17 protein-coding genes are annotated in these 22,188 nt (G+C 73.4%); 10 read left to right on the top strand and 7 right to left on the bottom strand.

What is annotated here, in order from left to right; translation table 11 throughout:
• The first annotated feature begins 157 nt into the window (after window positions 1-157).
• Window positions 158-2,725, top strand: coding sequence for an aminopeptidase N (gene pepN, locus IG74_RS0137080; RefSeq protein WP_030686435.1), 2,568 nt, complete (start codon window positions 158-160; stop codon window positions 2,723-2,725).
• A gap of 155 nt (window positions 2,726-2,880) precedes the next feature.
• Here the strand turns inward: pepN and IG74_RS0137075 are convergent, their stop codons facing one another.
• From IG74_RS0137075 to IG74_RS0137065, 3 genes are all read right to left on the bottom strand, one after another.
• Complete coding sequence (locus IG74_RS0137075) at window positions 2,881-3,777, bottom strand: LysR family transcriptional regulator (RefSeq protein WP_030686433.1); 897 nt, start codon at window positions 3,775-3,777, stop codon at window positions 2,881-2,883.
• Window positions 3,778-3,938: 161 nt separating this feature from the next.
• Window positions 3,939-4,901 carry a DMT family transporter gene (locus IG74_RS0137070; RefSeq protein WP_051856192.1) on the bottom strand — a complete coding sequence of 321 codons (963 nt, stop codon included), beginning with the start codon at window positions 4,899-4,901 and terminating at the stop codon, window positions 3,939-3,941.
• A 148-nt stretch (window positions 4,902-5,049) separates the two neighbouring features.
• Window positions 5,050-6,027: an EamA family transporter gene (locus IG74_RS0137065; protein ID WP_030686428.1), complete on the bottom strand. Its 978-nt coding sequence runs from the start codon at window positions 6,025-6,027 to the stop codon at window positions 5,050-5,052.
• 155 nt (window positions 6,028-6,182) lie between these two features.
• On the opposite strand from IG74_RS0137065, the gene IG74_RS0137060 reads away from it, so the two are divergent.
• On the top strand, window positions 6,183-6,701 hold the full coding sequence (locus tag IG74_RS0137060; RefSeq protein WP_030686426.1) for a MarR family winged helix-turn-helix transcriptional regulator: 519 nt from the start codon (window positions 6,183-6,185) through the stop codon (window positions 6,699-6,701).
• 100 nt (window positions 6,702-6,801) lie between these two features.
• Here IG74_RS0137060 and IG74_RS0137055 read toward each other — a convergent pair whose 3' ends face one another.
• From IG74_RS0137055 to IG74_RS0137045, 3 genes are read right to left on the bottom strand one after another with little or no spacing between them, the layout of a single operon-like run.
• Complete coding sequence (locus IG74_RS0137055) at window positions 6,802-7,041, bottom strand: hypothetical protein (protein ID WP_030686424.1); 240 nt, start codon at window positions 7,039-7,041, stop codon at window positions 6,802-6,804.
• A gap of 48 nt (window positions 7,042-7,089) precedes the next feature.
• A complete protein-coding gene (gene malQ, locus IG74_RS0137050) occupies window positions 7,090-9,255 on the bottom strand; it encodes a 4-alpha-glucanotransferase (RefSeq protein WP_051856181.1) in 2,166 nt (721 codons plus the stop codon).
• Window positions 9,256-9,263: 8 nt separating this feature from the next.
• Window positions 9,264-9,500, bottom strand: a complete 237-nt coding sequence (locus IG74_RS0137045) for a hypothetical protein (protein WP_030686422.1) — start codon at window positions 9,498-9,500, stop codon at window positions 9,264-9,266.
• 335 nt (window positions 9,501-9,835) lie between these two features.
• Here IG74_RS0137045 and IG74_RS0137040 point away from each other — a divergent pair, with 335 nt between their 5' ends.
• Entirely contained in the window at window positions 9,836-12,847 is a 3,012-nt protein-coding gene (locus IG74_RS0137040) for a beta-N-acetylglucosaminidase domain-containing protein (RefSeq protein ID WP_030686420.1), read from the top strand.
• A gap of 156 nt (window positions 12,848-13,003) precedes the next feature.
• Here IG74_RS0137040 and IG74_RS0137035 read toward each other — a convergent pair whose 3' ends face one another.
• Window positions 13,004-13,540 (bottom strand): HNH endonuclease, encoded by a 537-nt coding sequence (locus IG74_RS0137035; protein ID WP_030686419.1) that lies wholly within the window; start codon window positions 13,538-13,540, stop codon window positions 13,004-13,006.
• A gap of 298 nt (window positions 13,541-13,838) precedes the next feature.
• Between IG74_RS0137035 and IG74_RS0137030 the strand changes: the two genes are divergently transcribed.
• From IG74_RS0137030 to IG74_RS0137000, 7 genes are all read left to right on the top strand, one after another.
• Window positions 13,839-14,924, top strand: a complete 1,086-nt coding sequence (locus IG74_RS0137030; RefSeq protein ID WP_030686416.1) for a mechanosensitive ion channel family protein — start codon at window positions 13,839-13,841, stop codon at window positions 14,922-14,924.
• A 310-nt stretch (window positions 14,925-15,234) separates the two neighbouring features.
• Window positions 15,235-16,413 (top strand): ROK family transcriptional regulator, encoded by a 1,179-nt coding sequence (locus IG74_RS0137025; protein WP_030686414.1) that lies wholly within the window; start codon window positions 15,235-15,237, stop codon window positions 16,411-16,413.
• A 77-nt stretch (window positions 16,414-16,490) separates the two neighbouring features.
• A complete protein-coding gene (locus IG74_RS0137020) occupies window positions 16,491-17,831 on the top strand; it encodes an ABC transporter substrate-binding protein (protein ID WP_030686411.1) in 1,341 nt (446 codons plus the stop codon).
• 13 nt (window positions 17,832-17,844) lie between these two features.
• Window positions 17,845-18,777, top strand: a complete 933-nt coding sequence (locus IG74_RS0137015) for a carbohydrate ABC transporter permease (RefSeq protein ID WP_030686408.1) — start codon at window positions 17,845-17,847, stop codon at window positions 18,775-18,777.
• Window positions 18,778-18,782: 5 nt separating this feature from the next.
• Window positions 18,783-19,694: a carbohydrate ABC transporter permease gene (locus IG74_RS0137010; protein ID WP_030686406.1), complete on the top strand. Its 912-nt coding sequence runs from the start codon at window positions 18,783-18,785 to the stop codon at window positions 19,692-19,694.
• 7 nt (window positions 19,695-19,701) lie between these two features.
• Window positions 19,702-20,967, top strand: a complete 1,266-nt coding sequence (locus tag IG74_RS0137005; RefSeq protein WP_030686404.1) for a 6-phospho-beta-glucosidase — start codon at window positions 19,702-19,704, stop codon at window positions 20,965-20,967.
• Window positions 20,958-21,935, top strand: coding sequence for an N-acetylglucosamine kinase (locus tag IG74_RS0137000; protein WP_030686402.1), 978 nt, complete (start codon window positions 20,958-20,960; stop codon window positions 21,933-21,935). Before IG74_RS0137005 ends, IG74_RS0137000 begins: the two co-directional genes overlap by 10 nt.
• Window positions 21,936-22,188: the final 253 nt, after the last annotated feature.

Below are 22,188 nucleotides of genomic sequence, written 5' to 3'. Positions count from 1 at the left end.
CTGGGGCCCGCAGAGGCCTCCGGGGCCTGAGCCGACGCGCGGATGCTAACCGCAGGGCGAGCCGAGAACAATGGGCCGGGGCACGCCGCCGCGCCGCATGGAAGGATGGCCGGAAACATCACAGAAACTTCGCATGTCGCACTGAGGAGATGACCGCGTGCCCGGCACCAATCTGACCCGTGAAGAGGCGCAGCAGCGGGCGAAGCTGCTCACCGTTGACTCGTACGAGATCGATCTCGACCTCTCCGGAGCGCAGGAGGGCGGCACCTACCGGTCGGTGACCACCGTGCGCTTCGACAGCGCCGAGGCGAACGCCGAGACGTTCATCGACCTGATCGCCCCGGCCGTCCACGAGGTGGTGCTCAACGACCACGCCCTGGAGGTCGGCGCGGTCTTCCGCGACTCGCGCATCGCCCTGCGGCACCTGCGCGAGGGGCGCAACGAGCTGCGGGTCGTCGCCGACTGCGAGTACACGAACACCGGCGAGGGCCTGCACCGCTTCGTCGACCCTGTGGACCAGCAGGCGTACCTGTACACGCAGTTCGAGGTGCCGGACGCGCGCCGCGTGTTCGCCTCCTTCGAGCAGCCGGACCTGAAGGCCACCTTCCAGTTCACCGTGAAGGCGCCGAGCGGCTGGACGGTGATCTCCAACTCGCCGACGCCCGAGCCCAAGGACGACGTCTGGTCCTTCGAGCCGACCCCCCGCATCTCCACGTACATCACGGCCCTGATCGTCGGCCCGTACCACGCGGTGCACTCCTCGTACGAGAAGGACGGGCAGAGCGTGCCGCTCGGCATCTACTGCCGGCCCTCGCTCGCCGAGTTCCTCGACGCCGACGCGATCTTCGAGGTGACGCGGCAGGGCTTCGACTGGTTCCAGGAGAAGTTCGACTACGCGTACCCCTTCAAGAAGTACGACCAGCTCTTCGTGCCGGAGTTCAACGCGGGCGCGATGGAGAACGCGGGCGCGGTGACGATCCGCGACCAGTACGTCTTCCGCTCCAAGGTGACGGACGCCGCGTACGAGGTGCGCGCCGAGACCATCCTGCACGAGCTGGCCCACATGTGGTTCGGCGACCTCGTGACCATGGAGTGGTGGAACGACCTGTGGCTGAACGAGTCGTTCGCCACGTACACCTCCATCGCCTGCCAGGCGTACGCGCCGGGCTCGCGCTGGCCGCACTCGTGGACGACGTTCGCGAACTCCATGAAGACCTGGGCGTACCGGCAGGACCAGCTGCCGTCCACGCACCCGATCATGGCGGACATCCGCGACCTCGACGACGTGCTCGTCAACTTCGACGGGATCACCTACGCGAAGGGGGCCTCGGTCCTCAAGCAGCTGGTGGCCTACGTCGGCATGGACGAGTTCTTCCAGGGCGTGCAGGCGTACTTCAAGCGCCACGCGTTCGGCAACACCCGCCTGAGCGACCTGCTCGGCGCCCTGGAGGAGACCAGCGGCCGCGATCTGAAGACCTGGTCGAAGAAATGGCTGGAGACGGCGGGCATCAACGTGCTGCGCCCGGTCGTGGACGTGGACTCCGCGGGCGTCATCACGTCCTTCGCCGTCAAGCAGGAGGCGCCCGCGCTGCCCGCGGGGGCCACCGGCGAGCCGACGCTGCGGCCGCACCGCATCGCCATCGGCCTGTACGACCTGGACGACGAGTCGGGCAAGCTGGTGCGCACCGACCGCGTGGAGCTCGACGTCGACGGCGAGCTGACGGCCGTGGAGGCCCTGGTCGGCCGGGCCCGCCCGGCGGTCGTCCTGCTCAACGACGACGACCTGTCGTACGCGAAGGTCCGCCTGGACACCGAGTCCCTCGCCTTCGTCACCGAGCACCTCGGCGACTTCGAGGCCTCGCTTCCGCGCGCGCTGTGCTGGGCGTCCGCCTGGGACATGACGCGCGACGCGGAGCTGCCGACGCGCGACTACCTGGCGCTCGTGCTCTCCGGCATCGCCAAGGAGTCCGACATCGGCGTGGTGCAGTCCCTGCACCGGCAGGTGAAGCTCGCCCTCGACCTGTACGCCGACCCGGCCGGGCGCGATGCCCTGCTCGCGCGGTGGACCGAGGCGGCCCTGGAGCACCTGCGCGCGGCCGAGCCCGGCAGTGACCACCAGCTCGCCTGGGCGCGGGCGTTCGCGGCGACCGCCCGCACGGAGTCCGACCTCGCGCTGCTCGAAGGGCTGCTCGACGGCTCCGAGACCATCGAGGGCCTGGCCGTGGACACCGAGCTGCGGTGGGCGTTCGTGGGGCGGCTCGCGGCCATGGGCCGCCTCGACGAGGCGGGCATCGCGGCCGAGGCCGAGCGCGACCGGACGGCGGCGGGCGAGCGGCACGCCGCCGCCGCGCGGGCCGCGCGGCCGACCCCCGAGGCCAAGGCGGCCGCGTGGGCGTCCGTGGTGGAGTCCGACGCGCTGCCCAACGCCGTGCAGGAGGCCGTGATCTCCGGCTTCGTGCAGACCGAGCAGCGGGAGCTGCTCGCGCCGTACACCGAGAAGTACTTCGATGCCGTCAAGGCGGTGTGGGAGTCCCGCTCGCACGAGATGGCGCAGCAGGTCGCGGTGGGCCTCTACCCGTCGGTCCAGGTGTCCGCGGCGACCCTCGACACCACCGACGCGTGGCTCTCCGCCGCGGAGCCGACCCCGGCTCTGCGCCGCCTGATCACGGAGTCCCGCGCGGGAGTCGACCGGGCCCTCCGAGCCCAGACGGCCGACCGGGCCTGATCCTGCCGGTGGGTGGGCGGATACCCGCCCACCCACCATTGCTGTGGGCAATCGTCCCGCAGGGCGAGTGGGGCATCCCCTGCTCGAGCGAAGCCGAGAGCTTGGGGAGGGGTGGGCACAGCGCCCAGGTGCCGCCCAGCCGTTCGCGCTGGGGCTCAGGCCCCCGGCGCCGCCGCGCGGAGGGCCGCCAGGACGTGGGCCACCGCGGGGCCCGCCCCGCGCCGGGTCGCCGCCAGGACATGACGGTGGGGCCGCCCCGCCCCGAGCCCCCGCATCAGCACGCCCCCGTGCCCCGCGGCACCAGCCATCCGCGGCACCAGCGCCACCCCCATCCCCGCCTCCACCATCGCCAGGATCGCCGTCCACCCGGCGGCACTGTGCGCCTGCTCCGGCACGAACCCCGCCGCCTCGCACGCGGCCCGCGTGATGTCCGACCAGGGCCCGGACCCCCCGAAGATCCACGGCTCGTCGGCGAGGTCGGCGAGCCTGAGCCCCCGCTTGCGGGCGAGCGGATGCCCTTCGGGCAGGGCGACGTCCAGCGGATCGGCGAAGAGGGTCACTCCGGTGAAGCGGGGGTCGCGCCGCGCCGGGGCCTGCGCGGCGAGCGACACGGCCAGGTCCACCTCGCCCGCCGCGAGCAGCTCGTACGCCTGCGCCGCCTCGGCCTCCCGCACCCGTACGAACACCCCGGGCCTGGTGGTCCGCAGGGCCCGTACGGCGGGCACCACGAGCGCGGGCACCGCCGTGGAGAACGCCCCGACCCGCACCTCCCCCTCGTCGCCCCGCGCGTGGGCGGCCAACTCCGCGTCGGCCCGCTCCAGTTGCGCGAAGACCGCCTCCGCGTGCCGCAGCACGAGGTGCGCCGCGTCGGTGAGCCGCACCCGCCGCCCCTGCGCTTCGAGCAGCGGGACGTCCAACTGCCTGGCGAGGTTGGACAGCTGCTGGGACACGGCGGACGGCGTCATGCTGAGCGCCCCTGCGGCCGCCGTCACCGTGCCGTGGTCCCGCAGCGCGCGCAGGATCCGCAGCTTCTTGATGTCCCACTCACTCATGCCGCCAACGTACCCGCGCCCCCTGCGGTCCCCGCCGGTCTCCCCCGTGCGGCGGAGGCGGTACCGACCCAGGGGCCGATGCCCCGGGCCCGGCCGCCCGGAAGGATCGGAGCAGGCCGACCGGGCGGGCCCCGTCCCGTCGGCCGGGCGCGCCCGTTCAGTCAGGCGGGCGCGCCCCTCCCCGCCACGGCCGCGGCACCCCGCCCGCGGCCCGCCGTCGAGCCGAGCACGACGCCGCCGAGGATCAGGCCCATGCACGCCGCCCGCGGCCGGCTCATGTCCTCACCGAGCAGGGCGAAGGACAGCAGCGCCACGCACACGGGCTGGAGGTAGTAGACGACTCCGGCGCGGGCCGCGCCGATCAGGGCGATGGCCTTGTTCCAGGCGAAGAAGGCGACGGCCGACGAGACGACGCCGACGTAGAGCAGCGGCGTCACGGTGCCCGCCGTGGGCGCGAAGCCGCCCTGGACCGTGAGGCTGACGGCGTACGCGGGCAGCAGCATCAGCGCGCCGAGCACGAACGTCGCGAAGAGGAAGGGCAGTCCGCCGAGCTCCGGGGGCCTGCGCCGCAGCAGCGCGCTGTAGGAGCCGAAGGCGAACGCGCCGCCGATCACCCACAGGTCGCCGGCGGCGAGGTCGAGGGCGAGGGAGCCCTTGCTGACCAGGAGCAGCACTCCGGCGCAGGCGATCAGCATGCCGGTGGTGCGGCGGGCGCCGAGCCGGGCCCCGCCGAGGCGTTCGTAGCCGGCCATCAGGACCGGCGACGCGGCCATGATCATGCCCATGTTGCCCGCGGTGGTGGTCACGCCCGCCTGGTTCACCAGGGTGTTGTAGAGGGTGACGCCGAGGAAGGAGGCGGCGAGGAGGTAGCCGAGGTGGCGGCGCAGGACCGCCCGCGCGCGCCAGGTCGCGCGGACCGCGAAGGGCGCGACCGCCGCGATGGCGATCAGCCAGCGCCAGAAGGCGTGCTGGACGGGCGGCACGCTGTCGGCGAGGGCGCGGGACGTGACGAAGCTGCCCGACCAGACGACGGTCGCGAGCAGCGCGAGGCCGAGCCCGACGACCGGACCACCGACGGCGGCCGCCGCCCGGGTGTCCCGGGCGGCGGCCGCCGCGTCCTCCACACTCTTCCCGCTCTTCCCGCTCTCCGCTTCCTTCCCGCCCCCCGCGCCCTTCGCGCTCGACTCGGTGGTCCGGTCCAGGGCGGTCGCCACGGGTGTCCCTCGGCTCTCTCCCCGGGGTCCGGGGCGGTGGGTGCGTTCGCTTGCCGGACTACCGTCGCACCGGCTCACCGCTCAGGTCCATCGAAACTTTCCGACCGTTCTTTGTAGCCGAGCTGAACGATTCGGTGGCCGCGGGCGCGCCCGCCACCGTCCGCGTCCCCGCCCGCTCCGCCTTCTCCCGCGGCTTGAGCTGGCCGAACAGCGTCGCGCCGAAGGCGATCGCCATGCCCGCCACCTGCACCGCCGTCAGCGACTGGCCGAGCGCCGCCCAGCCGATGACCGCCGCCGTCAGCGGTGAGAGCGGTCCGAGCAGGCTGACCTGGGTGGCGCTGAGGCGGCCGAAGCCGCGGAACCAGAGCCAGTAGGCGACGGCCGTACCGGCGATGGACAGGTACACGTAGCCCGCGATGTTCCGGCCGTCGAGCGCCGGCGGGGCGCCCTCGACCAGGAAGGCGATCGGCGCGATGAGCAGACCGCCCATGGTCAGCTGCCAACCGGTCAGGGCCAGCGGGCCCACGCCTTCGGGGCGGCCCCAGCGCTTGGTGAGCACGGTGCCCGTGGACATCGACGCGGTGGACGCCACGGCCGCGAGCACGCCGATCGCGTCCAGGCTCCCGGTGGCCTTGAGGACGACGAGGCTGACGCCGAGCGCGGCCGCGATCCCGGTGAGCAGCGTGCGGGTGGTCGGGCGCTCGCTCAGGACGAGGGCCGAGAGCCCGGCGACGAACAGCGGCCCGACGGAGCCGACGACGGCGGCCATGCCGCCGGGCAGCCGGTAGGCGGACAGGAACAGGAGCGGGAAGAAGGCTCCGATGTTCAGCGCGCCGAGGACCGCGGCCTTGCCCCACCACACTCCCTTCGGCAGCCGTCTGGCCAGGAGCAGCAGCAGGAGACCCGCGGGCAGCGCCCGCATCATGGCCGTGAACAGGGGCCGGTCCGCCGGCAGGAACTCCGTGGTGACGGCGTAGGTGGAGCCCCAGGTGATGGGTGCGTAGGCGGTGAGCAGGATCGTGGCGGCGCGGTTCATGGCACACCTCTCTCGGCGGCCCGACAGGCCGGAGTGGAAGCTTGATGGTGATTAGCTTAGCCGCAAGCTACTTAACGTCAACCCACTTAGCGAAAATTCACTTAGGCCGAATCTGCTTACTTGCAAGCATCTGAAGCGGGGCCGATACTTCCCCCATGCACTCCCAGGACACTCCGCACGCCGACGCCGTCGACGCGATCATCGAGCAGTGGGCCTCCGTCAGGCCCGAACTGGAGACGACCCCCATGGAGATCTACGGCCGCGTGTACCGCGTGGCGCACGCGGTCGGGGACCGCGTCGAGAAGGCCTACCGCGAAGTCGGCACCACCCGGGGCGAGTTCGACGTCATCGCCACGCTGCGCCGGCACGGCGAGCCGTACACGCTCTCGCCCCGGCAGCTCTCCGCCACCCTGATGCTGACCACCGGCGGCATGACGGGGCGCCTCGACAAGCTGGAGCGGGCGGGCCTGCTGCGCCGCTCGCCCGATCCGAACGACCGGCGCGGGCTCCAGGTCACGCTGACCGACGCGGGGCGCGAACTCGTCGACCGGGCCGTCGTGGCCGGGCTCGAGGCGCAGCGCGCGGCGCTCGGCGCCTCCGGTCTCGACGAGAAGGAGACCGCTCAGCTCGCCGATCTGCTCAGGAAGCTGCTCGCGGGCGCCGCACCCGCCTGAACACGCGCGAGGGCGCCCCTCGGCGGCGTACACACAGAAAGAGGGATCTCTTCGTGTACGTCGCCGAGGGGCGCCCTCGGCGTCACTGAAAGGGGGCGGGTCAGCCCTGCTTCTGCTGCTTGCGGGACTTGTCACCCACCATGACCAGACCCGCGATCACCAGGAAGAGGACGATCGGCGCCACGACATACAGGCCGAGCGTCTCGGCGACGCTCAGCTTGGGAGCCGGGTCGTCGCCGTCGTCGCGGGTGAGCGCGAGCGCGGGGGACGACATGAGCAGCATCATCAGCGTCGTACCGGCGGCAACGGCACCGGCGCGCAGAGCGTTCTTCTTGTCCACGATGCCAAACTAGCGAACGGCTCCGCGGGCCGCGCGCCCGGGGTGCCATCAGGGGACGGTGCCGGGGCCGCGACAGGCCCCGCGGGACCGGCCGGTGCGGAACTCCCGGAAGACGTCGAGCAGTGCGTGCAGCCGCGGCGACGCCGTCAGGTCCTCCAGGGACACCGGGCGGCCGTCGGCACCGGCGATGGGCAGCCGCCAGTTCGGGTACGCGTCCAGGGTGCCCGGCACGTTCTGCGGGCGGCGGTCGCCGACCGTGTCCGGGAGCCAGACCCCGACGAGCCGGGCCGGGGTGGCGAGCAGCAGCCGGTGCACCGCGCGCACCTCGTCCTCCTCGTGCCCGGCGCCGCCGGGCAGCAGGCCGAGCCGGGAGGCGAGCGCCAGCCACTCGCGCACGTCGGCGGCGGCCTCGGCGCGCTCGGCGGCCGGCGGCCGGGTCAGCAGGCCGAGGTCGTGGCGGAGCGCGACGTGCTCGCCGGTGACGCGGGCGGCCGTGGACGGCAGGTCGTGGGTGGTGGCGGTGGCGAGGCAGTCGGCACGCCACCGTGCGGGCGGCAGCACCTGTCCCGACCCGCCGGGGCCGGGCCCTTCGGTCGCCCAGTCCCGCTCGAACCAGAGCACCGACGTGCCGAGCACCCCCCGCTCGCGCAGCGCGTCGCGCACGCCCGGCTCGACGGTGCCGAGGTCCTCGCCGATCACGAGCGCGTCCGCGCGGTGCGCCTCCAGGACGAGGGCGGCGAGCATCGCGTCGGCGTCGTACCGCACGTACGTGCCCTCCGTGGGCGGGCGGCCCGCGGGCACCCACCACAGGCGGAACAGGCCCATCACGTGGTCGACGCGCACCGCGCCCGCGTGCCGCAGCGTCGCGCGCAGGACCTCGCGGAACGGCGCGTACCCGGACTCGGCGAGCCGGTCGGGCCGCCACGGGGGCAGGTTCCAGTCCTGGCCGTGCGCGTTGAAGGCGTCGGGGGGCGCGCCCGCCGACATGCCCGTCGCGAAGTGGTGCCGCTGCGCCCAGGCGTCGGCGCCGTCCGGATGCACGCCCACCGCCAGGTCGTGGACGAGCCCGATGCCCATGCCCGCGTCCCGCGCGGCCCGCTGCGCCGCGGCCAGTTGCTCGTCGGCGTACCAGGCGAGCCGTTCGTAGAAGTCGACGCGGTCCATCAACTCGCAGCGGGCGCGGGCCGTTTCGCGGCTGTCCGGGTCGCGCAGCGGCGCGGGCCAGGCGCGCCAGTCGGGTCCGTGCCGCTCGGCGAGCGCGTACCAGGTGGCGTGCGCCTCCAGGGCCTCGCCGCGCTCGGCGAGGAAGTCGCTGTACGCGGCGCAGCGGCCGGGGCCGAGCGGCACCCGCGCGGCCAGTTCGAGGGCCTCGGCCTTCGCCGCCCACACGGCGTCGCGGTCGATCAGCTGCCCGTCCCGCAGCACCGACCTCCGCAGCCCGTCGGCCCGTTCGAGCAGGGCGCCCGCCCGCTGCCGCGCCGCGCCGCGAAGGCGTGCGAACTCCGGTACGTCCTCCACCCGTACGTGCACGGGGTCGGGGAAGCGGCGCGACGACGGCCGGTACGGCGAGGGGTCGCTGCTGCCGCCGGGCGGCGCGGGCACCGCCGCGTGCAACGGGTTCACCTGGACGAACCCCGCGCCCGCCGAGCGCCCCGCCCACGCCGCGAGCTCCGCCAGGTCCCCCAGGTCGCCCATGCCCCAGGAGCGGCGGCTCAGCAGCGAGTACAGCTGGACGAGGAACCCGTACGCCCGCGCGCGCGGCCCGGGCGCGCGGCTCGGGGCGACCAGGAGGTGGGCCTCGGCGACGGCCCCGTCCGGGGTGGTGGCGCGCAGCCGGTGGGCGCCCAGCGGCAGTTGCGGGGGCGGCGCCGGGGCGTCCCAGGTGAGCGTCCCGCCCTGCTCGGTGCGGAGGTGGAGGCGGGTGCGGTCGGGCAGCGCGCGGAGCGGGTCGGGGGCGGCCTCGCGCTCCGGTAACTCCCCCTGTCCGCCCTCCGGTTCGCGCCAGCGCACCACGGTCGGGGGCAACAGTTGCTCCCGCAGGGCCCGTTCGCGCTCCGCGAGGGCGGCTCCCACCGCGTCCGGCGTACTCGCGTCGACGTCGAGGGCGGCGAGCGCGGCGACGACCGCCGCGTCGGAGGCCTGGACCGTGCGGCCCGGGGACGGGGAGTAGGAGGTGGCCACGCCGTGCAGGGCGGCGAGCCGGGCCAGGGTCACCCCGCGCCCTAGATCCCGGCCGGGTCCAGGCCCGCGGCCGTGCCCGTGGAGGTCGGCTCGCTGGTCAGGGGCGCGGCGTCGGTGAGCGGCGGCTCACTGGTCAGCGGCGCGGCGTCGGCGAGCGGGGGCTCGCTGGTCAGGGGCGGCTCCAGGCAGCCGCAGGAGCAGGAGCCGTCGAGGCCGGAGTCCGGGTGCGAGACCTCCAGGGGGAAGCCGGACGGGAGAAGATTCGCCGAAGGGGGCACGGGACGCTCCTTGTTTCGCGGGTGGGCGCGGATGCGCGAGGGATTTCGCGGGCTTCGGTTCCCGGGGGCATACCCACTGCGGCGGACCGCAGACGCAAACGACCCGCGAAGGTGACGCTGGTCACAGCGACCCCGCCGACTGGGCGGGCTGAAGGATCCAGCCCCTCCGGCGTTCGAGGAGCGGGGGTCTGGGGGCGGAGCCCCCAGGATCGGGAAGGGGCGGGTCAGGAGCGCCCCGCGAGGGCCGGGCCCGGCGTTGACACCCACCCCGCCCCAATGGTGGGCTCAGTGCGCTACGTGACCGCGCGTGTGTCGACAGTGACGAGGAGGGGGCCGTGCAACTGCGGGGCAGAAAGGGCGCGGCCGCCATCGCCGCAGCCGTCATCGCGGGCACCCTGGGCACCATCACCGCCCTGACGGAACCCGCGCTCGCCACCCCGACACCCCCGGGAGACCCCCGTACGGAGAGCGAGCGGACCACCGCCGAGCCCCTCCAGGTGTGGCCCCGCCCCCACCACATGGAGCGCACGGCCACCGCCCCGATCACCGTCGGCGACACGGTCGTACTGATCGCCGGGACCATCGGGAACACAGGGACCATCGGGAACACAGAGAACACAGAGAACGGCGCGAACGCGGACCCGCACGCCCTCGACGCCCTGCGCGCGCTCCTGCGGGCCGCGGGCGCGCGGGAGATCACCGAGGTGCCCGACGGCACCCCGCCCCCGCCCGGCACGCACCTGGTGGTCCGCGCCGGAGGCACCGGCGCGGCCGACGCGCTGCGCCTCCTCGGCGCCCGGCCGCGCGCCGACCTGCCGCCGGGCGGCTACCGCCTCGCGGTGGGCGAGGTCGCGGGCCGCGACACGGTGGCGCTCGACGGCGTCGGCCCGGACGGCCTCTTCCACGCGGCGCAGACACTGCGGCAGCTGACGGACCCCCGGACCCGGCTGATCCCCGGCGTGCGCGTCCGGGACTGGCCCGCGGCCCCGGTGCGCGGCCTCACGGAGGGCTTCTACGGCACGCCGTGGACGCACCGACAGCGCCTGGCCCAGCTGGACTTCATGGGCCGCACGAAGCAGAACCGGTACCTGTACGCGCCGGGCGGCGACCTGTACCGCCAGGCCCGCTGGCGCGAGCCGTACCCGGCGGCGCAGCGCGCCGAGTTCCGCGCGCTCGCCGAGCGGGCCGCACGCAACCACGTGACGCTCGCCTGGGCGGTCGCCCCGGGCCAGGGCATGTGCCTGTCGTCCGGGCAGGACGTGCGGGACCTCGCCCGCAAGGTGGACGCCATGTGGGCGCTCGGCTTCCGCGCCTTCCAGCTCCAGTTCCAGGACGTGAGCTACAGCGAGTGGCACTGCGAGCAGGACGCGGAGGCCTTCGGCTCGGGCCCCCGGGCGGCGGCACGGGCCCAGGCCCGGGTCGCCAACGCCCTGGCGCGGCACCTCGCCGACCGGCATCCCGGGGCGCGGCCGCTGTCCCTGATGCCGACCGAGTACTTCCAGGACGGCTCGACCGCGTACCGCGACGCGCTCGCGCGGCGTCTCGACGGCGGGGTGGAGGTGGCGTGGACGGGCGTGGGTGTCGTGCCGCGCACCATCACGGGCCGTGAACTGGCGGGCGCGCGCGAGGCGTTCGGCGCGCACCCGCTCGTCACGATGGACAACTACCCGGTGAACGACTTCGCGCGGGACCGCATCTTCCTCGGCCCCTACACGGGCCGCGAGCCCGCCGTCGCACAGGGCTCCGCGGGCCTGCTCGGCAACGCCATGGAACAGCCCGTCGCGTCCCGCATCCCGCTGTTCACGGCCGCCGACTACGCCTGGAACCCGCGCGGCTACCGGCCCCACGCGTCCTGGCTCGCCGCGATCGACGACCTGGCGGGCGGCGACCCGCGGGCACGCCGCGCGCTGCGGGCCCTCGCGGGCAACGACGCCTCGTCGGTCCTCGGCGCCGAGGAGTCGGCCTATCTGCGGCCCCTGCTGCGCGCCTTCTGGGCGGCCCGCGCGGAGCCCGACCCGGCCCGCGCCGACGCCGCGGCCGGCGAGCTGCGGTCCGCCTTCGACGTGATGCGGGCGGCGCCCGAACACCTCGCCGGGACGGACGTGGGCCGCGAAGTGGCGCCCTGGGCAGCCCAGTTGGCGCGCTACGGCGATGCGGGCGGGACGGTCGTCGACATGCTGGGCGCGGCCGCCCGCGGCGACGGCGCCGCCGCCTGGCGCGCGGCCCGCGCGCTGCGCGGCCTCCGCGGCGCGCTGCGGACCGGCGGCGTGACGGTCGGCGAGGGCGTCCTGGACCCGTTCCTCGACCGCGCCGAGCGGGCGTACGGACGGTGGGCGGGGCTCGACGGCGAGCACGCGGCCGACGGTCCTGACGCCCGCTGGGGGCGGGCCAGGCCGCTGGCCGCCGTGACGGTCCTGACGGACCCCGGCGCCCGGGGCGCGGTGGAGGCACACGTGCCGGGCGCGGGCTGGCGCCGCCTCACCGGGCTCTCCGCGTCCGGGTTCACCGAGGTCCGCCCGGAGCGGGAGCCGCGCGCGGACGCCGTACGGGTCACCGCGTCCGGCGGAACGGTCCGGCACCTGGCGCCCTGGTTCGCCGACGGGCCCGCGACCCGGCTGACGCTGGCCCGCGCCGAGGCCGACGCGGAGATCGGCGGCGCCCCCGCGCGGGTGACGGCGAGGCTGCTCCCGCGCCGCCCCGGCACCGTGTACGGGCGCCTTGAGGCACGGGCGCCCGGGGCCCTCCGGGTGCGCGTCCCGGAGACGACGGCGCTGCCGCGCGGCACGGTGGTCGCGGTGCCGCTCGACGTGACCGTCCCCGCGGGCACGCGCGCGGGGACGTACGAGATCCCGGTGTCCTTCGCGGGTGAGACGCGGACGGTGGCCGTGCGGGCCTACCCCCGCACCGGCGGCCCGGACCTGGCGCGCGGCGCGCGGGCTTCGTCGTCGGGCGACGAGACGGCGGCCTTCCCGGCCGCGGCCGCCGTCGACGGCGACGCCGCCACCCGCTGGTCCTCACCGGCGGAGGACGGCGCCTGGTGGCAGCTGGAGCTGGCCGAGCCCGCGCGGCTCGGCCAGGTGGTGCTGCGCTGGCAGGACGCGTACGCGTCCGCGTACCGCATCCAGACGTCGGCGGACGGCAGGACCTGGCGCACGGCCGCCACCGTGCGGGACGGGCGCGGCGGGCGCGAGTCGGTGCGCATGGACGCGCCGGGCACGCGCTTCGTCCGGGTGCAGGGCGACCGGCGGGCGACGCGCTTCGGCTACTCGCTGTGGTCGGTGGAGGCCTACGCCGTGGCCGGAGCGGCGGCGGGGCAGGGGGCGGCGGCCCCGGGCCCCCGCCCGTGACGCCTCGCTCCTTGCTTCTTCGCGCCTTGCTTCGTCACTTCTTCGCGCCTTGTTCCTTGTCGTATCCGCGACGCCGCACATCCTGGCCGTGCGGCGTCGCGGACACGACGGTCGGGGCCACGACGACCACGACAAAGGCCCGAACCGATCGATCTCCTAGGCGGAGATGCCGTCGATCCGGGCCATCGCGTCGTCCGCGCCGAACGGCTGCAGGTACGGCAGCCAGCGCGGGTCCCTATGCCCGGTGCCGATGATGCGCCAGGCGAGCCCCGTCGGTGGAGCGGGCTTGTGGCGCAGGCGCCAGCCGAGCTCGAGCAGGTGCCGGTCGGCCTTCACGTGGTTGCAGCGGCGGCAGGACGCCACCACGTTGTCCCAGACGTGCTGGCCGCCGCGGCTGCGCGGAATGACGTGGTCGACGCTGGTTGCGACGCCACCGCAGTACATGCACCGGCCGCCGTCACGGGCGAACAGAGCACGTCGCGTCAGAGGAACGGGCCCCCGGTAGGGGACCCGCACGAACCGCTTGAGCCGGACCACGCTGGGTGCGGGGATGGTGCGGGTCGCGCTGTGCATGAAGGCGCCGGACTCCTCGAGGCAGAGTGCCTTGTTCTCCAGGACGAGGACGAGCGCGCGGCGGAGCGGTACGACGCCAAGGGGCTCGTACGACGCGTTGAGGACCAGGACATGCGGCACGGAGGCCTCCTTGTACGCCGGCGGCGCGTGGCTCGCGCCGGGACGATCTGTGGACCAGTTTCCCCTCATGCCTGGTCGTAGCGCCACCATGTCCCGGTAACGGCCTTGAAGTGTTTTCAACCACACCCCGCCGGAAGCACTGATGACACGTTTCCCCAGGCGTGACCAGCCGCTGGTCACCGGGTGATCACCCGATGGCCTTCGAACATGACAACGATCCCCACACAATGCCCCGTTAGTGTGGTGGGTCTGCCCGGTGCATCTCCTGGGCAGACCGCTATGCCTGGAGGTACCCGCCGTGTTCCTGTCCGTGCTCTCGGCCGCCGGGACGGACCCGGACCCGACGAAGACGCCGAAGCCCGTCGCGCCCACGCTCGACGACGCGCACGAGAGCGCTCAGAACGCCGCGAGCTGGGTCGAGGAGAACTGGTCCACCTGGCTCGCCATCGGCCTGCGCATCCTGCTGATCGTCGTGATCGCGATGGTCCTGAGAGTGCTCGTGCGGCGCGCCATCACCAAGCTGATAGACCGGATGAACCGCACGGCGCAGGCCGTGGACGGCACCGCGCTCGGCGGCCTCCTGGTGAACGTGGAGCGGCGGCGGCAGCGCTCGCAGGCCATCGGCTCCGTGCTGCGCTCCGTGGCGTCGTTCCTGATCCTGGGCACGGCCGCGCTGATGATCCTCGGCACCTTCGAGATCAATCTGGCGCCGCTGCTCGCCTCCGCCGGTGTCGCGGGCGTCGCGATCGGCTTCGGCGCGCGCAACCTGGTCACCGACTTCCTCTCCGGCGTCTTCATGATCCTGGAGGACCAGTACGGCGTGGGTGACTCCATCGACGCCGGGGTGGCCTCCGGCGAGGTCATCGAGGTGGGCCTGCGCGTCACCAAGCTGCGCGGCGACGACGGCGAGATCTGGTACGTGCGCAACGGCGAGGTCAAGCGCATCGGCAACCTCTCCCAGGGCTGGTCGACCGCGGGCGTCGACGTGACCGTGCGCCCGGACGAGGACCTGGACAAGGTCAAGCGGGTGCTCGGCGAGGTCGGCGAGCGGATCGGCAAGGACGAGCCCTGGAACGAGCAGCTGTGGGGCCCGGTCGAGGTGCTCGGCCTGGACAGCGTGCTGCTCGACCAGATGGTGGTGCGGGTCTCGGCGAAGACGATGCCGGGCAAGTCGCTCGGTGTGGAGCGCGAGCTGCGCTGGCGCATCAAGCGGGCCTTCGACGCGGCGGGCATCCGCATCGTGGGCGGTCTGCCGCTGCCGCTGGAGGAGGGCCCCGCGGCGGACCCGACGGCGGGCATGGCGGCACCGTCCGCGTACGCGTCGACGACGTCCCCGCAGTCCCTGACGGCGTCGCCGATACCGCCGCCGAACCTGTCGAAGTAGCCGTCGGGGCAGCTGCCGAAGCAGCCGTCGGGGCGGCCCTCGGGGGCAGCCCTCAGGCTGTTTTCGGACACCTTCCGCAGCGTCGTTTCTCCGCCCGTGGGGGCGCCCGGCACCGTCCGGGCGCCCCCATCGGCGTCTCAGGGCCGCGCGGGCGCCCCCGTGGATCACCCACAGATAACGACTTGGTTGCCCCCGCGGCGCCCACTCTTGACGGGCTCTTCACGGCGGCTTACGTTCCTCGCAACCAATAGGAAGCCTTCCTAACAGTGAAGTGGGGAGGCGGGCCGCCGAAGGGCAGGTGTCGTCAGCAATGGCCGGAACCACCCCGTCCAACGGGTCGCCCGGCGTTCCGGGCACGCCCCGCGTGCTCCGCGCCATGAACGACCGCGCCGCGCTCGATCTGCTCGCCGCCCACGGGCCGCTCACCCGCACCCGCATCGGCGAGCTCACCGGCCTGTCCAAGCCCACCACCTCACAGCTGCTCAGCCGCCTGGAGAGCGCGGGCCTGGTCCGCACCACGGGCCGGCAGAGCGGACGGCCCGGACCGAACGCCGTCCTGTACGAGATCGACCCCGGCGTCGGCGGCGTCGCCGCCCTGTCCGCCGACCCCACCGGACTGACCGCCCTGGTCGCCGACGTCACCGGGCGCGAGGTGGGCCGCTTCCGCATCGAGGCCGACGCCGTCTCCGAGGACGTGCGCCACCGCACCGCCCAGCTCGTCGTCGAGGCCGTGGACGGCGCGCTCACCCAGGCCGGGCTCGACCACGACGACCTGCGCGCCACCGTCATCGGCACGCCCGGCGCCATCGACCCGCACGACGGCCGGCTCCGCTACGCCCCGCACCTGCCCGGCTGGCACTCGCGCACCCTGCGCGCCGAGCTCGCCGAGGTCCTCGGCACCCCGGTCACCATCGAGAACGACGTGAACCTCGCCGCCATCGCCGAGCAGTACGAGGGCGCCGCGCAGGACCACGACGACTTCGTGCTCGCCTGGCTCGACGAGGGCGTGGGCGCCGCGATCGTGCTCGGCGGCACCCTGCTGCGCGGCGCGACCGGCGGCGCGGGCGAGATCGGCTACATGCCGGTGCCCGGCGCCCCGCTGCTGCGCGGCCCCGAGCCGACGCCCGAGTCCTACCGGGGCGGGTTCGAGAGCCTCGTCTCCGCCTACGCGATCCGCAAGCGCGCGGGCGGCGCGTCGCTCACCGACGCGCTCGCCGACACCGACGCGCGCGACGAGCTCGCCCGGCACATCGCCACCGGCCTCGCCGCGGTGGTGGCGGTGGTCGACCCCGAACTCGTCGTGCTGTCCGGCCAGGTCCCGCAGGCCGGCGGCGAGGAGCTGCTGCTGCGCGTCAAGGAGGAGCTGACCGGCCTCGCCCTGCCGCGCCCGCTCCTGCGCGTCAGCGAGCTCGACGGCGACCCGATCCTCACCGGCGCCCTGCGCACCGCCCTCACCCAGGCCCGCGACACGCTCTTCGACACGGCCTGAGGCCCCCGCCTCGGGGCCCGCCCCGGGCCCGGCCACCGCTTCCCTCCCCACCTCCCCTCCCGCAAAGGAAGTCCGCCATGCCGCGATGGCGAATACGCACGCGCGTGCCGGTCGCGCTCGCCGCCGCCGGACTGCTCCTGTCCGGCTGCGCCAACCCGAGCACGGGCAGCGCCGACGACGACCCGACCAAGCCCGTGACGCTGAAGTTCTGGCACGGCTGGTCGGCGCCCGGCGAGGTCAAGGCCATCAACGAGAGCATCGAGCGGTTCGAGAAGCTGCACCCGAACATCGATGTGAAGGCGACCGGCAACGTCCCCGACTCCACCATCAACCAGGCCCTCAGGGCGGGCGGCGGCGAGGCCCCCGACGTGGTGGTCTCCTTCACCACCAACAACGTCGGCCAGTACTGCGACTCCGGGATGTGGGTCGACCTCGACCCGTTCATGAAGAAGACCGGACTCAACAAGAAGAAGACGTTCCCCAAGACCCTGCTCGACTACACGAGCTACCAGGGCACCCAGTGCGCGCTTCCGCTCCTCGCGGACGCGTACGGCATGTACTACAACAAGGACGCCTTCGCCGACGCGGGCATCCCGCGCCCGCCGCGCACCGTGTCGGAGCTGAAGGCCGCGGCGAAGAAGCTGACCGTGCGCAGCGGCAAGGACTCGTACGAGCGGGTCGGCTACATGCCCAACTTCCGCCTCTACCAGGGCAGCGCCGACCGCCTCTTCGCGCAGTGGGGCCCGCGGTACTTCGACGCCGACGGCAAGTCCCGGCTCGCGCGGGAACCCGCCTCGTACGACTACTTCAAGACGACGAACGAACTGCTCGACGCGCAGGGCGGCTTCAAGGACCTGGAGAAGTTCCGCTCGACCTTCGGCGACGAGATGTCCAGCCAGAACGCCTTCCTCACCCAGAAGGTCGCCATGCTCCTCGACGGCGAGTGGCGCGGCCTGATGCTCAAGGACGCCAAGGCCAAGTTCGACTGGGACGTGGCGCCGCTGCCGGTGCCCGACGACCAGGCGGAGGCGTACGGCCGCGGCTTCATCACCGGCACCGTCGCGGGCATCGCCCACAGCAGCAAGCACCAGAACGCGGCGTGGGAGCTGGTGCGGTTCCTGACCGCCGACACCGACCAGGTCGTGAACTTCGCCAACGCCATCCACAACGTGCCGTCGACCTTCGCGGCCCTCAAGTCACCGAAGCTGGACGCCGATCCGAAATTCCGCACCTTCTTCAAGATCCTGCAGAGCGAGCACAGCCAGGCCATGCCCCCGTCCGTCAACGGCGGCGCCTACATCGTCTCGTTCGGGGACTTCGCGTACTCCGTCGAGGCCGGCCACGAGAAGAACCTGCGCGAGGGCCTGAAGAAGCTCGACGACCAGATCGACGCCGACAACCTCCAGTCAGAGAACTGAGGAGGGCCCCGCCATGGCAACACTCTCACCCCCGACGCGCCGCAGACTGCGCACGCTCGGCTTCCTCTCCCCCTGGCTGATCGGCTTCAGCGTCTTCTTCGCGTACCCGCTGATCGCCACCGTCTACTTCTCGTTCATGCACTACAACCAGATCAAGGAGCCCACGTTCGTGGGCCTCAAGAACTGGCGGTACGTGTTCGAGCAGATGCCGCTCTTCGGCCCGGCCCTGTGGAACACGCTGTGGCTGGTCGTGGTGATGGTGGCCCTGCGCGTGCTCTTCGGGCTCTCGCTCGGGCTGCTCGTGACGAAGCTGAAGAGCGGCGTCGGCTTCTTCCGCACCGCCTTCTACATCCCCTACCTCGCCCCGCCGGTGGCGGCCACCGTCGCCTTCGTCTTCCTCCTGAACCCGGGCTCGGGGCCGGTCAACGAGATCCTGGCCAAGGTCGGCATCGACGCGCCCACCTGGTTCAACGACCCGAACTGGGCCAAACCATCACTCGTGATGCTGTCCCTGTGGGGCATCGGCGACCTGATGGTGATCTTCATGGCGGCGCTGCTCGACGTGCCCAAGGAGCAGTACGAGGCGGCGGAGCTCGACGGCGCGGGCGCCTGGGCGAAGTTCCGGTACGTCACCTGGCCGTCGATCACGCCGATCGTGATGTTCGCCGTGGTCACCGGGATCGTGCAGACCATGCAGTACTACACCCAGGCCCTGGTCGCCGGAAAGGTCGCCTCCGGCGTCAACATCGGGCCCGGCTCGGTGGTCCAGCCCGGCTATCCCGACCACTCGACCCTCACGGTCCCCCAGCTCGTCTACCAGATGGGCTTCCAGAACTTCAACACCGGTGCGGCGTGCGTGCTCTCGCTCGTGCTCTTCGCCATCGCCATGGCCGCGACCCTGCTGCTCATGCGCAAGCGCTCGGGCCTGCTCTCGGCGGAGGACTGATCCCCATGACTTCCACGACACTCAGCGCGCCCGCGTCCTCGAAGGCCTCCGCGCCCGCGGGGCGGCGCGACCCGGCGACCGCCCGCGCCCGCCGCAAGCGGACGCTCCACTGGATAGCCGTGCACAGCGTGGCGATCGCCGTCGCGCTGCTCTTCGTCCTCCCGTTCGTCTTCGTCTTCCTGACGTCCGTGATGAGCGACTCGCAGGCGATGAGCGGCGACCTGTGGCCGTCCTCCTGGCACTGGGAGAACTACAAGGCCGTCTTCGAGACCGACGGCTTCCTCACCTGGTGGCGCAACTCCCTGATGTACGCGGGGCTCGGCACCCTCTTCACCGTGTGCTCGGCGATCCCCGTCGCCTACGCGCTCGCCAAGTTCCGCTTCCGCGGCCGCCGCACCGCGATGCTGCTCGTCATCTCCACGATGATGCTGCCGCCGCAGGTCATCGTGATCCCGATGTACCTGGTGTGGGCGCAGCAGTTCCACCTGTCCGGCACGCTGTGGCCGCTGATCATCCCGATGGCGTTCGGCGACGCGTACTCGATCTTCCTGCTCCGGCAGTTCCTCCTCACCATCCCCAAGGAGTACATCGAGTCGGCGCGCGTCGACGGCTGCGGCGAGTTCAGGACGCTCCTCACGATCATCGTGCCGATGGCCAAGCCCGGCATCGCGGCGATCGCCCTCTTCCAGTTCTTCTACTGCTGGAACGACTACTTCGGTCCGCAGATCTACGCGGCGCAGGACCCGGGCTCGTGGACCCTGTCCTACGGCCTCGAGTCCTTCAAGAGCGCCCACATGGTGAACTGGAACATGACCATGGCGGCGACCCTCCTGGTCATGGCTCCGGTCATCGTCATCTTCTTCTTCGCACAAAAGGCCTTCGTGGAAGGCGTCACCCTCACCGGAGTAAAGGGCTGATTCAGCAATGAAGCTCGCAGTGGTCGGCGGAGGCTCGACCTACACACCCGAACTCATCGACGGCTTCGCACGGTTGAGGGACACCCTGCCGATCGAGGAGCTCGTCCTCGTCGACCCCGCGGCGGAGCGCCTCGAACTCGTCGGCGGCCTCGCCCGGCGCATCTTCGCCAAGCAGGGCCACCCGGGACGCATCGTCACCACGTCCGACGTGGACGCGGGCGTCGCCGACGCCGACGCGGTCCTGCTCCAGCTGCGCGTCGGCGGCCAGGCCGCCCGCCAGCAGGACGAGACGTGGCCCCTGGAGTGCGGCTGCGTCGGCCAGGAGACGACGGGAGCGGGCGGCCTCGCCAAGGCGCTGCGCACGGTCCCCGTCGTCCTCGACATCGCCGAACGCGTCCGCCGCACCAACCCCGACGCCTGGATCATCGACTTCACCAACCCCGTCGGCATCGTCACCCGCGCGCTGCTCCAGGCCGGGCACAAGGCCGTCGGCCTGTGCAACGTGGCGATCGGCTTCCAGCGGAAGTTCGCCGCGCACCTGGGCGTGGACCCGGCGCGAGTGCACCTGGACCACGTGGGCCTGAACCACCTGACCTGGGAGCTGGGCGCCCGGCTCGGCGGCCCCGAGGGCGAGAACGTCCTGCCCGGGCTCCTCGCCGAGCACGGCGAGGCCATCGCCGCCGACCTGCACATGCCGCAGACCCTGGTGGACCGCCTGGGCGTCGTCCCCTCCTACTACCTGCGCTACTACTACCAGCACGACGAGGTCGTACGGGAGCTGGCCACGAAGCCCTCGCGGGCGGCCGAGGTCGCCGAGATGGAACGGCAGTTGCTGACGATGTACGGCGACCCGACGCTCGACGAGAAGCCGGAGCTCCTCGCCAAGCGCGGCGGCGCCTTCTACTCGGAGGCGGCCGTGGACCTCGCGGCGTCCCTCCTCGGTGGCGGCGGCAGCCCGTACCAGGTGGTCAACACCTACAACAACGGCACGCTCCCCTTCCTCCCCGACGACGCGGTCATCGAGGTCCAGGCGTCCGTCGGCAAGGAGGGCGCCACTCCGCTCGCCGTGCCCGCCCTCGACCCGCTCTTCTCCGGCCTGATCGCCAACGTCACCGCGTACGAGGACCTGGCGCTGCACGCGGCCCTGCACGGCGGCCGCGACCGCGTCTTCAAGGCCCTCCTCGCACACCCGCTGATCGGCCAGTACGCATACGCGGAGCAGCTCACCGACAAGCTGATCGCGCACAACCGGGAGCACCTCGCGTGGGCCTGAGTTCCGTGCTCGCCATCGACGCGGGCAACAGCAAGACCGACGTCGCGGTGGTCGCGGCCGACGGCAGCGTCGTCGGCACGGCCCGCGGCGGCGGATTCCGGCCCCCGCAGGTCGGCGTCGAACCGGCCGTGGACGTCCTCGCGGACGCGGTGGGCCGGGCCCTCGACGAAGCGGGCCTGACGTCCGTCGGGTACGTGTCGGCCTGCCTCGCCAACGCCGATCTGCCCGTGGAGGAGCGGGAGTTGGCCGACGCGCTGCGCCGCCGCGCCTGGGGCGCGAGCGTCGACGTGCGCAACGACACCTTCGCGGTGCTGCGGGCGGGCCTCGTCGAGGACGCGGAGCCGCGCGGCGTCGCCGTGGTGTGCGGCGCGGGCGTCAACTGCGTGGGCATGCTGCCCGACGGGCGCACCGCCCGCTTCCCCGCCATCGGCAAGATCTCCGGCGACTGGGGCGGGGGCGGCGGGCTCGCCCAGGAGGCGCTGTGGCACGCGGCCCGCGCCGAGGACGGGCGCGGCGGGCCCACCGCGCTGATGCGCGACCTGCCCGCGCACTTCGGGCTCGACTCCATGTACGCGCTCATCGAGGCGCTGCACCTGGGGCACATCGAGGCGGCGCGCCAGCACGAGCTGACGCCCGTCCTCTTCGCCACGGCCGCCGCGGGCGACGCGGTCGCGGGGGCGCTTGTGGACCGGATGGCGGAGGAGGTCGTCGCCATGGCGACGGTGGCCCTCGACCGCCTCGGCCTCCTGGAGGAGGAGGCTCCGGTGCTCCTGGGCGGCAGCGTCCTGGCCGCGCGCCACCGCCGCCTCGACGACGGCGTCCGCGGCCGCCTCGCCGAGCGGGCGCCCAAGGCCGTCCCCCGCGTGGTCTCCGAACGCCCCGTCCTGGGCGCCGCGCTCCTCGCCCTCGACGCCACCACCGCCCCACCGGAGTCGTACGCCCGCCTCCGCCACCACTACACCACCTGACGGCAGCGCCCTCTCCCGATCCCCGCCCCTCCAAACACCGCGCTGACGCGCTTGTCCTCAATCGCCGGACGGGCTGAACGGCTCCGGCCGGGCGCCGTCGCCAACCGCCCGCCCGCCGTTTTCCCGCCTGCCCGCCCCCTTTTGGGGGCGGGCAGGCGGGTTTCGCCGCGAAGCGGCGAAGCAGCCGGACGACGACGTGCAAGCCGCTAGGCCGGGGCCGGGCCGGGTCACCGGGGTGGTACGGGTGGGCGGG

This window comes from Streptomyces sp. NRRL B-1347, from assembly GCF_000720325.1.
Taxonomy (GTDB): domain Bacteria; phylum Actinomycetota; class Actinomycetes; order Streptomycetales; family Streptomycetaceae; genus Streptomyces.
This window is presented reverse-complemented; position numbering and strand designations above follow the sequence as displayed.